Here is a 15,161-nt window from a genome sequence, read left to right on the forward strand (position 1 = left end):
CACACCCGGTGCACTCCTGCCAGTCCGATTCGGGGGCGGAATGACCAATTCAGCGATCCAAGTAGCTGGTCTGAGCAAGACCTACGACGGTGCGGAACCAGCCCTGTCCGACGTCAGCATCGAGGTGGCCGAGGGTGAAGTTCTCGGCCTTCTCGGACACAATGGCGCCGGCAAGACAACCCTGGTGAACATCCTTTCCACATTGTTGCCGCCGAGTTCCGGTTCGGCTTCGGTGGCTGGATTCGACGTGGTGCGCGAAAGCCGGAGCGTGCGCAGCAGGATCGGGCTGACCGGTCAATTCGCCTCGGTGGAACTGAAGCTGTCGGGCATGGACAACCTCGTCCTGATCGGCCGCCTGATGGGCGCCTCCCGCAAGCAAGCTGCGGAGCGGGCCGTCGAGCTCCTGGAGGCCTTCGGACTCACCCACGCGGCACGGCAGCAGGCCCGCTCGTACTCCGGCGGCATGCGCCGGCGCCTCGACCTCGCGCTCAGCCTGGTCGGGCGCCCGCAGGTCGTCTTCCTCGACGAGCCTTCCACCGGCCTCGACCCCGCCAGCAGGCTCGCGCTGTGGGACACCGTGGAGAAGCTGGTCGCCTCGGGCACGTCGGTGCTGCTCACCACGCAGTACCTGGAGGAGGCGGAACGGCTGGCCCACCGCGTGGCCGTCCTCTCCGGGGGGCGGGTCGTCACCTCGGGAACCGCCGCGCAGCTGAAGGCACGGCTGGGCGTACGCACCGCCCAGCTGCGGGTGCGTGACGCCGCCGGCCTGCCGCTCGTCACCGCGGCGCTACGGGCCGCCGGACTGTCGGCGACGGAGGACCTCCCCGAGGTCACGGTGAGCACGCCCGTCGATTCCTACGGCGATCTCGCGCAGGTGGTGCGCGCCGTGGAGTCCGTCGAGGCGTCCGTCGCCGAAGTGTCCCTCGCGGAGCCTTCGTTGAACGACGTGTACCTGGCACTGGCGCAGAACCAGGTCCCGTCCGCCTGAGCATCCGCGCTACTCGGGGGCGGTCGGACCGGTCGGTCCGGCCCGCCCCCGAGTGCACGAACCGGTCAGTCGGACATCGCGACCAGGACGCGCCGGTCCCCTGTGAAGGGGCGCCGGCCGTGACCGACCGCGACGTTGTCGACGACCATCAGGTCACCTCGGACCCAGTTGACGTCCACCGCCTTCTCCAGCCCCCGATCGCGCACCTGGAGCACGTACGCATCGGGAATGGGGCTGCCGTCGGCGAAGGTGACGGACTGGGGCAGTTCCTCCGGCGGCAGGATCTGAGCGAGTTCCAGAGCGGTCTCGTCACCGAGAGCGGCCGGGTGGAACTGGTCGGACTGGTTGAACCAGACCTCCGTGCCCGTGACGGGGTGCGGGATGCTGGAGGGCCTGATCTGGCTGACGATGCGCAGGCCGCCGTCCGCCGTCCACTTCCAGTCGGTCTCTCCCGCGTCGAGGAAGGACTCCACCGTCTCGCGGTCCTCGGTCTCGAAGGTCTGCTGCCAGCTCCTGCCGAGTCCGAGGCCGTCGTGAAGGTTCTGCGAGTAGCGGATTCCGGGCGCGAAGGCCTCCCGGACCTCGTCGTCCAGGGAGTCCAGCCAGAGGCCTCCGTCGACGACCGGGGTGGCGCCGCCGGAGCCGGGGGTGGTGGCGCAGTAGAAGAGGAGCCGGGTCGGCCACTGATGGCTGTACGACAGCTCGTTGTGCATCGAGATGGTCAGTTCCTGCGGGTACTCCGTGGAGGTGTATACGTTGCCCCCCACCTTGGTCCGCGGTGACGTACCGTGCATGTAGGCCAGCCGGTTCGGCAGGAGCAGGTCCATGACCGTCTCGATCTCCTGCTCGTCCACCTGGAAGCCGCGGAAGACCATGACCTTCTCCCGCGCGAGCACTTCCGCGAAATCGCTCATGCCGGACACGAGCTCGGCCAGCCCCTCGGCATCGGGCCGTACGCCCTCCGGGCCGAGCTCCAGCGGCTTCCAGTCACTCTGTACGCTCACCACGAAATCTCCTCTCCTGTCCCACTCTCAAAGAACCTGACCAGACTCTTGTTCACGGCCTCCGGCGCCTCCAGATAGCCGTAGTGACCGCAGTCCGGAATCACTTCGAACGTCGCGCAAGGGATCCGGTCCGCCACTTCCCTGCCCAGATGGGCGGGCGTGATCCGGTCGTCCGCGAAGGCGATGACATGGCAGGGCCGGCTGATCGCTTCATACTGCCGCAGCCGGTCGGGCATGGCCGAGAAGCCGAGCTGGATCCGGTCGCCGACGCGTACTTTGGGCGTCATCTCGAAGAGGTCGAGCCAATCGCTCACCGACTCCTGGTCGTTGAGCGTCCGGGGCGAAAGGTTCAGCATCGCCCGTACTGCCGCCTCGTAGCGCGGCGGGAGCGTCACACCCGATTCGTACAGGTCGATCTCGCCCTGTGCGAGCTTCCCGCGCACGGCGTCCGTACGGCCTCGCGTAGCCATCAGTACTGCTTTGTCCACCAGGTCGGGCCGGGCGAGGGCCAGTTCCTGCGCGACCTGCGCGCCGAGCGAGGTGCCGACGAGCAGGCAGCGCCCGAGCTCGAGGGCTTCGATCAGCGCGGCCGTGTCGCCCACCATGTCCTCGACGGTGAAGCCGCCGGGACACTCGTCGCTCGGCTTGATCCCCCTGTTGTCCAGGGTGATGACGCGGTAGCCGCGGGAGACCAGCGCCGGCACCTGATGGAGATGCCACACACGGCCACTGCTTCCACTGCCCATCAGCATGACGACGGGCTGACCCGAGCCCTGGTCCTCGTAGTTCAGGCGGATTCCGTTCACCGCGATCAAGGGCACGACAACACCTCCCCCAGTCCTGGCAGACGAGCCAGTCGATGGATCGGACTCAGTGAATTCGCAGCGATCATACTCATATTGAAGTAGAACGGTGTTGCTTCACACATCAGTTGATGTGACGTCGGCCGGCAGGTCCGCCTGCGCGTGCACGACGATCGACCCGCCCCACGGGGGTAGGGGCGGGTCGATCGGGCTCAGCTGTCGGACTCAGCGATGCCGGGCCCCATTGGCGATCAGCAGCGGCTTCAGAGCCGGTTGTGTCCGCAGACGCGACACGACCATCAGACCCGGCTTGGTCAGCGCCATCAGCACCAGGGGGGCGACGGCCGCACCCCAGGCGAACCCGGCGACGACGTCGTGGAAGTAGTGCACTCCGAGGAAACTGCGGGAGAGCGCCGTCAGTACGGCCACGGGCAGGGCGAACCAGAAGGCCGTACGCCACACCAGGAGCAAGGTGAAGGCCGCACCTGCCGCGATGGCGGAGTGGTTGCTCGGGAAGGACCAGTCCCCCGGTTCCGGGCATTCGGCGATCGGCGACGCCCCACGGACCGCCCGGCAGGGCCGTTCCTCCTGGATCCAGGTCTTCAGGATCTCACTCAGGAAGTACGCCACACCGGTGGCGACGGGTGCGAGCAGCGCTAGCGTCATCACGCGGTCGGAACCCCGCCGGGCGCGCCACCAGGCCCCGAGGAACAGGGCCAGCAGGATGAGGATGCCGCCCTCGGTCCCGAGCTCCGCCAAGTGCTGGAACCACGACGGAGTATCGGCGGCGAACTCGGTGATGTCCTTGTAGAGATCACCTCCGAGATCGGATCCGGCATCGGCGGTCACGAGTAGTGCGGTAGTCACGGTCGGGCCTCCCCAGCCTTCGCGGTGTTGTTCATGAACACCAAATTACGAAGCGGCGAGCTTTCGAACATTGCACGAAGGGCAGGGCGCAACCCAACCTTCGTCCAGTACCAAAACCACAACGAATCCCCCGATTCCCCCCAAAGTGAAGATCCACTACTCCCAATCTCGCTCGACCTGGCGCCGTCGGGGCGGCTATCGTGCCGAAGTCGTCCCTGCCGCCGCACTCCGTAGCGCTGCCAGGGGCCGGTTCTCCCAAAGGTGCCGGACCGTCGGATCTCGCCATTCCGTCCGTGTCAGCGCACCCGAGTGGTGCGGGAGAAAGGGATGACCCATGCCTGCCCACATGTTCCGAACGCTCGGCTCGATGGAGTTCCTGGTCGACGGGGACCGGGTGGAACTCGGAGGAGTCAAAAGGAAGTTGCTCCTGGGAGCCTTCCTCCTCCATGCCAACCAGCCCCTGACCACGCGCAAACTCTTCGCCGCCCTCTGGGAGTCACCACCGACTTCGGGAATGGCGAACCTCTACACGTACCTGTCCGCCCTGCGCCGCGTCCTGACCATCGATGGCGGAGCCGGTGCCGCGCCCAGGAGTCTGCTCGTCCGCGAAGCGGGCGGACACCGGCTGCAGGTCCGGACGGGCGAGGTCGACCTCCTCATGTTCAGCAAACACGCCCGGCGCGGTCACGAACTCCTGGCCGAGGGACGGCTGGAGGAAGCCGCCGAGCAACTCGGCGCGGCTGACGCCCTGTGGCAGGGCAGCCCGCTCGAAGGTCTGGCGACGGCCCGCTGGATGCACGCGGAGATCAGGCGCTGGGAGGAGGCGCGGACCACTCAGCTCAAGGACTGGATAGAGGCCCGTCTGATGCTGGGCCAGCACCACATGCTCACCGCCGAGCTGCGCGCCCATCTGGAAATCCACCCGCTCTCCGAGGCTTTGTGGGGACAGCTGATGCTGGCCCTGTACCGCTCGGACCGGCAGGGCGAAGCGCTCGGCGCCTTCACCGAGGCCCGGTCTCGGCTGGCTTCGGAGCTCGGGGTGGAGCCGAGCCCGCCGCTGCGCGAACTCCATCATGCGATCCTCACCCAGAGCAGCACCCTCGACCTGGAGCCGCCCCGGTCCCGGCTGGAGCTGCACGGACCCCGCACCGGTCGGCACGAGTTCAGGGTGCCCAACCAACTACCTACCGATCCAGTGCACTTCACCGGCCGCAAGGGCGAGGCCGACCGACTGTCCGCAGCACTGGCCGAAGCCTCGGAAGGTGCCGACGGGCAGCCGGCCGGGCTGGCGGTGATCACCGGTCCGCCCGGATCGGGCAAGACCGCCCTGGCCCTGCACGTGGCACACCGGGTCCGCGACCACTTCCCCGACGGGCAGCTCTTCCTGAAACTGCCCGGTCCCGGCTCCGGCACCGGGGACGTCACACGCGTCCTGAAGGATCTCCTGGTGATGCTGGGCGCCGACCGGGCGCTGCTCCCGGTGTGCGTCGAGCAGCTGTCGGCGCACTACCGGATGCGGCTGGCCGATCTGCGCGTGCTGGTGGTCGTCGACGACGTCGCCGGATCCGAGCAGGTACGACACCTGCTACCGGGCACGGCGGGCAGCCTGGTCCTGGCGACCAGCCGGCTGCGGCTGACGGCACTCGACAGCACCTGCACCGCATCGCTCGGGCCACTGTCCGAGGAGGAGTCGCTGAGCCTGCTCAGCAGGCTGGTGGGTCCGGGCCGGCTGGACGCGGACCCCAGGGCCGCCCGCTTCATCGTCGGCGCATGTGAGCACCTGCCGCTCGCGATCCGGATCGCGGGGGCCCGGATCGCACTGCGGCCGGACCAGCCGCTGAGCGCGTTCGCCGAGCGTCTGCTCCATTCCGGCAGCTCTCTGGGCGAGTTCGTGCACGACGGCCTGGACCTGCGGGCCTCCTTCAACGCCAGTTTCCGGGCCCTGGATCCGTTGGCCGCGGACGCCTTCAGCCGACTGGGTCGAATGGGCGGGGAGGTGGTCGACGTGGCGGCCGTGGCCGCGCTGACCGGGCGGGATCAGGTGGAGGCGGACCACGCGCTGGAGCACCTGATCGCCGGCAACCTGCTGCAACCAGTACGCGGTGTGGCGGGCAGCCGGCCGGCCTACCGCTTGTCCGGGCTGCTCGGGGCGTACGCCCGGGAGCTCGACGTACCGCCGCCCGCGCCCAGAGCCGCGCGGACGGCACCCCCGCGCCGCGTGGCGACGCGGATCGCCCACTGACCCGAAAGGACGGTTCACAGTGATCAAAGTACTCGTGGCCGCCGACGAACCCCTGACCCGTGCGGGCGTGAAGGCCGTCGTGACCGCCGATCCGCAGATCGAGGTGGTCGCCGAGGCCGCCGACGGGCAGGAGGCGGTCGAACGGGCGCTGGCCTTCCGGCCCGATGTGGCTCTGATCGACGTACGGCTGCCGTTCCCCGGCACGGTCTCGGCAACCACGGCGCTGCGCCGGGCGGCCCCGGGAACCGCCGTGGTCATGCTGACCAACTACAGCGAGGACGAGGCACTGGCCCACGCATTGGCGGACGGGGCCAGCGGATTCCTTCTGAAGACCGGTGATCCCCGCGAGTTGCTGACCGGCGTGCGTGCCGTGGCGACCGGCGCCGCCTATCTCGCCCCCGAGGTGACCAAGCAGGTCATCGCCGAGCTGGACCTCCGTACGTGGGGTCAGCGCGCCCGGCGCACCTCCCGCGCGCGCAGCCGGGCACAGGCACTGTCGGACCGGCAGCTGGAGGTGCTGTCTCTCCTGGGCAACGGGCTCTCGAACGCAGAGATCGGGCGACGCCTCCACGTGGTCGAGGGTACGGTCAAGAGCTATGTGAGCTCGGTCCTGTTGGGGCTGGGGGTGCGCAACCGCGTACAGGCGGCGATCCTCGCCTACGAGGCGGGCCTGGTGGAGCAGTTCGACTGACCTGCGCACGCCCCACGGCCGGCATATGGACTGCATGTGGATGCCGCATGGACGGCCGTTTGTAGGATCGAATCCATTCCCCGGGACCTGGTGCCCGCAGGGCGGCCCACTCGCGCCGTCGTGCCGTGGCCGGGCCTCGCTGTCCTGATTCCCGTTCCCGCTCGCCACCCGACCCTTCGCAGTCAAGAAGAGGAACCATGTCGACGAGCAGTGGCGCCGCGCGCGTCGTGATCAAGATCGGTACGTCCTCGCTGGTGACCGACGGTGCGCTGTCGATCGCCAAGGCTGACGCCCTCACCGAGGTGGTCGTACGGCTGCGGGGCGAAGGCCTGCGGCCCGTACTGGTCACGTCCGGCGCCATCGCCCTGGGCCGGTCCGTACTGCCGGAGGCCGCACAAACATTGCCCAGCGAACGCCAGTTGGCCGCGGCCGTAGGCCAGGGGCCGCTGTTCGAGTCGCTCCGTGCACGGCTGGCTGCCCGCGACCTGACGGCCGCGCAGTTCCTGTTCACGCCGTACGACCTGTTCGATCCGGTGCACCGGGGAAGCCTCACCGGGGCACTTGAGCAGGCTCTCGACACCGGGCTCGTCCCGGTGGTGAACGAGAACGACGCGGTCGCGGTCCGTAACAACGACGTGCTGGCCGCTCTGGTCAGCGCGGCCCTGCGGGCCCGGCTGCTCCTTCTCCTCACCGATGTTCCGGGCGTGTTCGACGCCGATCCCCGGCGTAGCCCCGATGCCCGGCGGATCGGCGTGCTGCCCGCCATGACCACCGAGGTGGAACGGCTCGCCGCCGACCCGACCGCCGGCCCCGGCAGCGGCGGCATGCCCGCCAAGCTCTGCGCCGCGTGGATCGCCACCCGCGCCGGAGTGCCGGCGGTGATCGCTGCCGCGGACGAACCGGATGCCGCGCTGCGCGCGGTGCGCGGGGAGGACGTGGGTACCCGCATCCACGCCGGCCCGGTCGAGAAGGAGCCCGATCTGCGCAGGTTGTGGTGGGCGTTCTCCGAACCGTCGCGCGGCCGGCTCCTCTGCCACGCGTCGGCCGAGCGGACGGTGTCCGACGGCGGCCCCTTGCTGCTGCGGCAGGTGCGCCGGGCTGGCGGCGAGGTACGGGTGGGTTCCGTTGTCGACCTCGTCACCGAACGGTCCGGCGTCATTGCCCGGGGCCGTGTCAGCGGGGCCGTTCCCGCGACTCTCCTTTCGTCCGGCGCCGGTGCGCCGGAGCAGGGCGGCCTCGAAACCATTCTCGATCAGCACTCATACATCAGCCTTATGGAGGTCCAGTAGATGACCAGCACCGTCACCGAGGTGTGCCGCCGGGCCCGCGCGGCTTCCCCCGCGCTCCGCGCGCTGAGCACCGACACCAAGAACCGGGTGCTGCATGACATGGCGGACGCGATCGACGGTTCGCGAGAGGAGCTGAAGGCCGCCAACGCCCTGGACGTGGAAGCGGCACGGGCGTCGGGCACGTCCGCGACGCTGGTGGACCGTCTCACACTGACGGACTCGCGCATATCCGGGATGGCGCAGGCCATCCGGACCATCATCGCCCTGCCCGACCCGGTCGGACAGGTGGTCAAGGGCGATACCCGCCCCAATGGCCTGCTGGTGGAGCAGGTGCGGGAGCCGCTCGGCGTGGTCGCCGTCATCTACGAGGCGCGTCCGAACGTCACCTCGGATGTCGCTGCGCTCTGTCTGAAGTCGGGCAACGCCGCGGTCCTGCGGGGCTCCTCCATCGCCATGCACACCAATTCCGCCATCGCCGGCGTCCTCACCCGGGTCCTCGAAACCCATGACGACGTGCCCACCGACTCGGTACAGCTGATCCGCGACTCCTCCCGGGAAGCGGCTCTGGAGCTGCTGACCGCGAAGGAGTACGTCGATCTCCTGGTGCCGCGCGGCGGCCAGGGCCTGATCAGGACGGTCGAAGAGCACGCGACCGTGCCCACGGTCATCGACGGGGACGGCAACTGCCATGTCTATGTCGACGCCTCGGCGGACCTCGCGATGGCGACGGACATCGTCGTCAACGGCAAGACGTCCAGGCCGAGCGTGTGCAACGCGGTGGAGACCCTCCTGGTCCACGAGGAGCTGGCGGCGGGCTGGCTGCCCAAGGTTCTGGACGAACTGCGGGACCTCGGTGTGGCGGTCCGCGGCTGTGCGCGTACGCGCGAGGCGTGGCCGGCGGCCGATCCGGCGCAGGAGAGCGACTGGGGCACCGAGTACCTCGACCTGACCCTTGCCGTCCGGGTGGTGTCCGGCCTGGACGAGGCGATCGACCACATCGACCGCTGGGGCACGCGCAACGCCGAGGCGGTCGTGGCCCAGGACATCGCGGTGGCCCAGCGCTTCGCGCGTGCCATCGACTCCGGCAGCGTCTTCGTCAACACCTCGACGCGGTTCTCCGACGGTGGCGAGTTCGGCTACGGCGTCGAGATCGGTGTGTCCACTCAGAAGCTGCACGCCCGTGGGCCCATGGGCCTCGAATCCCTTACCTGTGTGAAGAACGTCGTCTGGGGCAGCGGGCAGATCCGCGTCCTGTGAACGAGCCGCACGCCTCACCCCTCATCCATGAGCGCGCGAGCGACGAGAGGTCTTGAGATGCCGATACGCAGTCATGCAGCGTTACTGGACACCGTGTCCGAGGCCTCCTCGGTCAGACTCAACAACAGAGTCTACGAGTTGCAGGCGCGGGACGCCGACGTGATCACCCTCTCCCTGGGAGAGGCCTTCTTCGACCTTCCCGTTCCGTCGTTCGCCGATCTGCCACCGACGAGGATCCACCACTACTCGCACTCGCGCGGCCTGCCGCTGCTGCGCGAGAAGCTGGCCAAGTACTACCAGGGGCTGAGCGGGGCCCCCACTGATCCCGAACGCGAGATCCTGGTCACGGCGGGTTCGAAGGCCGCTCTCTTCATGACCCTGACCGCCCTGATCGAGCCGGGCGACGAGGTGATCATCCCGGAGCCGCTGTGGGTGAGTTACCCGGACCAGGTGCGGCTGTGCCGCGGGGTGCCCGTGCTCACCCCCTGGTACGAATCGGTGGAGGACATCGCTTCGTACATCACCCCCCGCACCCGCGCGATCATCGTCAACAACCCCCACAACCCTTCCGGCCGCCGACTGGGCCGCGCAGAACTGATGCGGCTGCACGAGCTGGCGGACCGGCACGGCGTGTACCTGCTGGCGGACGAGGCGTACAACGAGTTCGTACCCCAGCCGGACGATTTCGTCTCCTGCCTCGCTTTCGACCCGGACAAGGAACACACGGTCGTCTGCAATTCCATGTCGAAGAACTACGGCATCTCAGGATGGCGCATCGGCTATCTGATTGCCAACCCTCGGCTCGTCGACCAGATCCTCAAGCTGCAGCAGCACATATTCACGTGCCCGCCGACGATTCTCAGCTACTACCTGGCCGAGCATTTCGAGACGGTACTGGAACACACCCGCCCACAGATCCAGCGGGTGGTGGAGCTGCGCAACCGGCTCGCCGCAGAACTCCTCGATGACGGCGTCTCATGCCTTCCCGGCGATTCGACCTTCTACCTTTTCGCGCCACTGGGCGAATCCAGACTGGGCTCCGAGGAATTCGCGGAGGAACTGCTGCACAGGAACAAGGTGAGCGTGGTACCGGGGATCGGGTACGGGGCGTCGTGCGACCGCTTCGTCAGGATCTCCGTCGGAGCCGAGAGCGAGGAGCGGCTGCGGCGCGGGATCTCCGCGGTCGGGATGCTGATCGAGGCCACCCGGTGAAATGGCCGGTCGCGTTCGTCGGCTGCGGCAGGATCACCCGTGCGATGGTGGGCGGGCTGGTGGCCGCCGGCCACCAGCCCGCCCTGCTCCGGGGCGTTTCCCGTACCGGGGCGGGGGCACTGGCGTTGCGCGAGGAGTTCGGCGTCTCCATGGCGGGGACGACGGCGGAGGCCGTGGACGGCGCGTCGGTGATCGTCCTGGCCGTGCACCCCCACGAGACGGAAGAGGCCCTCGCCGGTCTGTCCGGCCTGGTCACGGCCGGCCAGGTGGTGGTCTCCGTGGTCGCGTCCTGCCGCTCGGAGGTCGTGGCGGCGGCGCTGCCCGGGGTGCCCGTCATCCGTGCGGTACCCAATGTGGCGGTCGCCGTGCGCGACGGAGTCACCGTGCTGGCCGCCGGTCCGGGTGGCCGCCCGGACGGGCTGGACCTCGGCCGGCAGCTGTTCGAACCGCTGGGACAGGTCCTCGTCGTGGACGAGGCGCAGCTGGAGGTGGTCAGTGCGGTCTCCGGGGCCGGGCCGGCTCTCGTCGCCCGGTTCACGCAGAGCCTGGCCGGGGCCGCGGTCGGCCAGGGGCTGCCACCGGAGACCGCGCAGGTGCTCGCGGCACAGGCGGTCCGGGGGACGGGCGCGCTGCTGTGCGCTGCGGGTATGACCGCCGAGGCGGTCGTGGAGTCGGTGTCCTCGCCGCACGGGATGACGGAGGCGGCGCTCCTCACCCTGGAGGAGCATCGCCTGGACACCGCTGTGGAGGCCGGCGTGCAGGCAGCGGTCGCGCTGTCCCTGGGGCGGATGCTCACCGCCTCTCGCAACTGACCCGGCTCTCTGCTCACGCGCAAGATGCCCGTCGGGCCGGAACGTCGTCGACGTTCCGGCCCGACGGGCATCTTGCGCGTGCGGTGTGACGGGGCAGGAAACCGCTGAGGCCACCGGCAGGGGAGCCGGTGGCCTCAGCGGATGGCCGGATGGCCGGGGCAGCAGTCCCAGGTGTCAGTTCACTGCCTCAAGGGTCCCGCGGCCTGCAGCCAGCCCGGGGTTGTCGCTCTCTTCGAGCACCCGGTTGTGTTCGTCCACGAAGACCACGTGCGGCTTGACCTCCGCCGCCCGGTCCTCCGGCACCAGGCCGTAACCGATCACGATGACGAGGTCGCCGGTGTGGACCAGCCGGGCCGCAGCCCCGTTGACCTTCACCATCCCCGAGCCCGGCTCTCCCTCGATGACATAGGTCTCGAAGCGGTTGCCGTTGTTGATGTCGACAATGTGGACCAGCTCGTTGGGGAGCAGGTCGGCGGCGGCCATCAGCACCGGGTCGAGCGTCAGCGATCCGACGTAGTTCAGGTCTGCCTGCGTGACCGTGGCCCGGTGGATCTTGGACTTGAGCATCGTACGAAACATCGGGCAGTCCTCAGGAGCTCTGGTCGGACGAGCCCGCTGCGCCGTCCATGGCGGCGACCAGGCTCTTGGGCCGCATGTCCGTCCAGTTCTCGTTGATGTAGTCCAGGCAGGTCTGCCGGTCGGTCTCCTGGACCACGACGTTCCAGCCCTCGGGAACCTCCACGAACGAAGGCCACAGCGAGTGCTGTCCTTCGTCATTGACCAGGACTAGGTACTTGCCGTCGACGTCCTCGAACGGGTTGGCCATTTCCTCAAACCCCCTACTTGGGCCGGTCATGAACGGTCTGCGCGGTGCGTCCGGCAGATCGCTCAGGACTCGGCATTCACTGAGTGCAACTTCTTTGCAAGGATGCGGCCTATCTGGGCCACCGGAGCCGACTCCGTCATCATGCCCTCGTGCTCGGCATCTACATCGTAGTTTTCGAACCGGCCATCGACAAAGGGCTTCCAGGAATCAATCCTGCGCCTTTTCCGCTGCTCTTCGGAAGCCCGCGACGCAGTGAAGAACAGCACATCGCCACGGTACCCGTCCGGAGTGAATTCCTGCATGATGCGGACGTTGTTGACGTACACGTCCTTCACCCCGAGGATCTCGTCCTCCTCCAGGTATGCGAGCGACCTGTTCTCATGGCGCAGGAACTCCCGGTAGCGCTCCATCGGGAACCTGTCCTCGACGAGTTCGTCCATCTCGAACTCGAACCCGGCAGCGCGCAGCGTGCCCGCCACGATCTCGGCGTCGTCACGGCCGGGGGCCAGCGGATCCCGCACGGTGGGCGGGTAGGTGTCGAGCAGCACGAGCAGCTCCACTTCGTCGCCGTCCTGCTGGAGGCGGGAGGCGATCGCGTGGGCGACATGCCCCCCGAACGACCAGCCGAGGATCCGGTACGGACCCGTCGGCTGCACCTCCCTCATGCGGTCCACGTAGTCCGCCGCCATGTCAGCCACCGAGTCCGCCACTTGTCCGGCTCCCCGCCTGACTCCCCGCGCCTGCAGCGCGTACACGGGCGTCCCGTCGAGGTGGGCGAGCAGTCCGGCGTAGCACCAGCCCAGGCCGGCTGCCGGATGAACGCAGAAGAGCGGTCGCTGCGCGCCGTGTTCACGCAGCGGCAGCAATGTGGCGAACGAGTCCTGGGCCTGCCGGGCGTCGATCTCCAACGCCAGTCTGGCCACCGTCGGCGCCGCGAAGACGCTGCGCAGACCCAGCTCCACGCCCAGCGCGGAGCGGATCCTGCCGACCAGTCTCGCCACGAGCAGCGAATGGCCGCCCAGCGTGAAGAAGTCGTCGTCGACGCCGACGTCCGGCACGCCGAGGACTTCCGCGAACACCCGGCACAGCGCCTCCTCCCGGGGGCCGTGGGGGCCGCGTCCGGCTGCCGGCACATCGGGTACGGGGAGTGCCCGGCGATCCAGCTTCCCGTTCGGGTTCAGCGGCAGCCGCTCCAGGGCCACGAACCCGCCCGGCACCATGTAGTCGGGCAGCAGTTCGGCCAACCGGGCGCGCAGGGCGCCCGGTTCGGGAACGACCTCGCTGCCGGCCGGGACCACGTAGGCCACCAGCCGCTTGTCCCCGGGGCGGTCCTCGCGCAGGACGACTGCGGCGGTGGACACCTCGGGCAGAGCAGCCAGGGCCGCTTCCACCTCTCCCGGTTCGATCCGGAATCCGCGGAGCTTGATCTGTCCGTCGACGCGGCCGAGAAAGTCCAGCTGCCCGTCCGACCGCCTGCGGACCAGGTCTCCGCTCCGGTACATCCGCTCCCCCGGCTCGCCGAACGGGCAAGCGACGAAGCGTTCGCCGGTCAGGTCCGGGCGGCTCCAGTAACCGCGCGCCAGGCCCGTCCCGCTGACGTACAGCTCGCCCGTCACCCCTGTGGGCACCGGCCGCAGCGCGGAGTCGAGTACGTACAGCCGGGCGTTCGTCACGGTGACGCCGATCGGCGCGGTGGCAGGCCAGTCGACCGGATCCACCGGAAGGGTTGCCCCCGTGGCGGCGTGGGTCTCGCTCGGCCCGTAGTGGTTGTGGAGGCGAGCGGCGGGGTGCCGGGCGAAGAACTCCCGCACCGCCGGGTTGAGAGCGAGGGCCTCGCCTGCCTGGGCCACGTGCCTCAGGTCCGGAAGGTGAGCGTCCTGCTCGGCCGCCGCTTGGGCGAGCGCCTCGATGAGCAGGTTCGGGGCGTGGAGCTCTTCGATCCGGTGGCGCCGTAGCCACGGAACGAGCGCCTGCGGATCACGCCGTACCTCCTCGGGGCAGGCCACGAGCCGTTTGCCGTTCAGGAGGGCGGAGAGGACCTCGTGGATGGAGACGTCGAAGCTGATGGCCGAGAACTGCGCGACGGCCGCGGCCGGCCGTGACGGCATCACCTGCTCGTGCCAGCCGACCAGATTGATCATGGCGGCGACCGGCATGACCACGCCCTTGGGTCGCCCGGTCGAGCCCGACGTGTACATCATGTAGACGGGGTGTTCCGGCCTCAGTCCGAGGGCCGGCAGGTCTGCCGCCGACTCGCGGCCGCAGTCCGCGACGGTTTCCGCACGGTCCAGAACGAGCAGCGGTGCGCCGCACTCCGGCAGCGCGTCCGCCACGGCGGCCACGGTCACCACCACGGCGGGCCGGGCGTCCCGGAGCATGTAGCCGATGCGGTCGGCCGGATAGTCCGGGTCCACCGGAACGTAGGCGGCGCCCGTCTTGAGGACCGCGAGCAGTGCGACCACCAGGTCCGCCGAGCGCGGCAGGGCGAGCGCGACGAAACGCTCCGGCCCCACCCCCCGCTCGATGAGGACCCTGGTGAGCCGGTTGGCACGCTCGTTGACCTGTGCGTAGGTCAACGTCTCCACGCCCGCTTCGACCGCTACGGCTTGCGGGGTGCGACGCACCTGGGCTTGGAACAGCTCGGGGAGTGTGGCGTCCGGCATGGGGCGGGCGGCACCGCTCCACTCGGCTCGCAGCCGGGTGTGCTCTGCGGGCAGCAGCGGGTCGATCAGCCCGATCGGCTGTGCCGGGGCGCGGGTCAGGGCGGTCAGTACGCGCAGGAAACGGTCGACGAGGGCCTCGGCGGTCGGACGCTCGAACAGGTCCGCGCTGTACTCGACGACCGCCTTGATGCCCGCCCTCCCGGGCACGTCGGCAAAGGCGAAGAGCAGGTCGAAGCGGGAAACGCCGGACCCGGTCGGCTCCGGCGCGACGGTCAGCCCTCCGGGGAGCCGCTCGCCTTCCGGCCGCCGTTCGAACGCGGTGTGCTGCTCAGTGTTGTTGAACGCGAGCATGGTCTGGAAGAGGGGGTGGCGGGACATGGACCGGGTGGGGTTCAGCACCTCTACGAGGCGTTCGAAGGGCACGTCCTGATGGGCGTACGCCGCGAGGGCGTTCTCCCGGACCCGGGCGATCAGCTCACGGAACGTCGGATTGCCCGACAGGTCCGT

General features: G+C 69.1%; 13 protein-coding genes. 7 read left to right on the forward strand and 6 right to left on the reverse strand.

What is annotated here, in order from left to right:
- Positions 1 to 40: 40 nt before the first annotated feature.
- The gene (locus ACZ5WG_RS31950; RefSeq protein WP_468727765.1) at positions 41 to 988 is read left to right on the forward strand and encodes an ATP-binding cassette domain-containing protein; all 948 of its coding nucleotides are present in this window, start codon (positions 41 to 43) and stop codon (positions 986 to 988) included.
- Between the two features lie 65 nt (positions 989 to 1,053).
- Here ACZ5WG_RS31950 and ACZ5WG_RS31955 read toward each other — a convergent pair whose 3' ends face one another.
- From ACZ5WG_RS31955 to ACZ5WG_RS31965, 3 genes are all read right to left on the reverse strand, one after another.
- Positions 1,054 to 1,992 (reverse strand): TauD/TfdA family dioxygenase, encoded by a 939-nt coding sequence (locus tag ACZ5WG_RS31955; protein WP_468727766.1) that lies wholly within the window; start codon positions 1,990 to 1,992, stop codon positions 1,054 to 1,056.
- Positions 1,989 to 2,813 carry an alpha/beta fold hydrolase gene (locus ACZ5WG_RS31960; RefSeq protein WP_468727767.1) on the reverse strand — a complete coding sequence of 275 codons (825 nt, stop codon included), beginning with the start codon at positions 2,811 to 2,813 and terminating at the stop codon, positions 1,989 to 1,991. The genes ACZ5WG_RS31955 and ACZ5WG_RS31960 overlap by 4 nt, the downstream gene beginning before the upstream one ends.
- Before the next feature lie 207 nt (positions 2,814 to 3,020).
- Positions 3,021 to 3,662: a phosphatase PAP2 family protein gene (locus ACZ5WG_RS31965; protein WP_468727768.1), complete on the reverse strand. Its 642-nt coding sequence runs from the start codon at positions 3,660 to 3,662 to the stop codon at positions 3,021 to 3,023.
- Between the two features lie 334 nt (positions 3,663 to 3,996).
- On the opposite strand from ACZ5WG_RS31965, the gene ACZ5WG_RS31970 reads away from it, so the two are divergent.
- The 6 genes from ACZ5WG_RS31970 (at position 3,997) to ACZ5WG_RS31995 (ending at position 11,165) form a co-directional block, all read left to right on the forward strand.
- Entirely contained in the window at positions 3,997 to 5,904 is a 1,908-nt protein-coding gene (locus tag ACZ5WG_RS31970; protein WP_468727770.1) for an AfsR/SARP family transcriptional regulator, read from the forward strand.
- 19 nt (positions 5,905 to 5,923) lie between these two features.
- Positions 5,924 to 6,595 (forward strand): response regulator, encoded by a 672-nt coding sequence (locus ACZ5WG_RS31975; protein ID WP_468727772.1) that lies wholly within the window; start codon positions 5,924 to 5,926, stop codon positions 6,593 to 6,595.
- A 197-nt stretch (positions 6,596 to 6,792) separates the two neighbouring features.
- The gene (gene proB / locus ACZ5WG_RS31980) at positions 6,793 to 7,884 is read left to right on the forward strand and encodes a glutamate 5-kinase (RefSeq protein ID WP_468727773.1); all 1,092 of its coding nucleotides are present in this window, start codon (positions 6,793 to 6,795) and stop codon (positions 7,882 to 7,884) included.
- The gene (locus ACZ5WG_RS31985) at positions 7,885 to 9,141 is read left to right on the forward strand and encodes a glutamate-5-semialdehyde dehydrogenase (protein WP_468727774.1); all 1,257 of its coding nucleotides are present in this window, start codon (positions 7,885 to 7,887) and stop codon (positions 9,139 to 9,141) included.
- Positions 9,142 to 9,198: 57 nt separating this feature from the next.
- Positions 9,199 to 10,353: a pyridoxal phosphate-dependent aminotransferase gene (locus ACZ5WG_RS31990; protein ID WP_468727775.1), complete on the forward strand. Its 1,155-nt coding sequence runs from the start codon at positions 9,199 to 9,201 to the stop codon at positions 10,351 to 10,353.
- The gene (locus ACZ5WG_RS31995; RefSeq protein WP_468727776.1) at positions 10,350 to 11,165 is read left to right on the forward strand and encodes a pyrroline-5-carboxylate reductase family protein; all 816 of its coding nucleotides are present in this window, start codon (positions 10,350 to 10,352) and stop codon (positions 11,163 to 11,165) included. The genes ACZ5WG_RS31990 and ACZ5WG_RS31995 overlap by 4 nt, the downstream gene beginning before the upstream one ends.
- A 174-nt stretch (positions 11,166 to 11,339) precedes the next feature.
- Here the strand turns inward: ACZ5WG_RS31995 and panD are convergent, their stop codons facing one another.
- From panD to ACZ5WG_RS32010, 3 genes are all read right to left on the reverse strand, one after another.
- Entirely contained in the window at positions 11,340 to 11,744 is a 405-nt protein-coding gene (gene panD, locus ACZ5WG_RS32000; RefSeq protein ID WP_327745266.1) for an aspartate 1-decarboxylase, read from the reverse strand.
- Positions 11,745 to 11,754: 10 nt separating this feature from the next.
- Positions 11,755 to 11,991 (reverse strand): MbtH family protein, encoded by a 237-nt coding sequence (locus tag ACZ5WG_RS32005; RefSeq protein ID WP_468727777.1) that lies wholly within the window; start codon positions 11,989 to 11,991, stop codon positions 11,755 to 11,757.
- A gap of 62 nt (positions 11,992 to 12,053) precedes the next feature.
- Positions 12,054 to 15,161, reverse strand: a 3,108-nt coding sequence (locus ACZ5WG_RS32010; RefSeq protein ID WP_468727779.1) for a non-ribosomal peptide synthetase, incomplete at its 5' end; no start/stop codon positions are given.

It is taken from the genome of Streptomyces sp. NPDC032745 (assembly GCF_055579465.1).

What these genes read in the sequence shown, in the direction of transcription:
- ACZ5WG_RS31950 (WP_468727765.1), top strand. Translation starts at nt 41, where the DNA reads ATGACCAATTCAGCGATCCAAGTAGCTGGTCTGAGCAAGACCTACGAC.
- ACZ5WG_RS31970 (WP_468727770.1), top strand. Translation starts at nt 3,997, where the DNA reads ATGCCTGCCCACATGTTCCGAACGCTCGGCTCGATGGAGTTCCTGGTC.
- proB (WP_468727773.1), top strand. Translation starts at nt 6,793, where the DNA reads ATGTCGACGAGCAGTGGCGCCGCGCGCGTCGTGATCAAGATCGGTACG.
- ACZ5WG_RS31985 (WP_468727774.1), top strand. Translation starts at nt 7,885, where the DNA reads ATGACCAGCACCGTCACCGAGGTGTGCCGCCGGGCCCGCGCGGCTTCC.
- ACZ5WG_RS31990 (WP_468727775.1), top strand. Translation starts at nt 9,199, where the DNA reads ATGCCGATACGCAGTCATGCAGCGTTACTGGACACCGTGTCCGAGGCC.
- panD (WP_327745266.1), bottom strand. Translation starts at nt 11,744, where the DNA reads ATGTTTCGTACGATGCTCAAGTCCAAGATCCACCGGGCCACGGTCACG.
- ACZ5WG_RS32005 (WP_468727777.1), bottom strand. Translation starts at nt 11,991, where the DNA reads ATGGCCAACCCGTTCGAGGACGTCGACGGCAAGTACCTAGTCCTGGTC.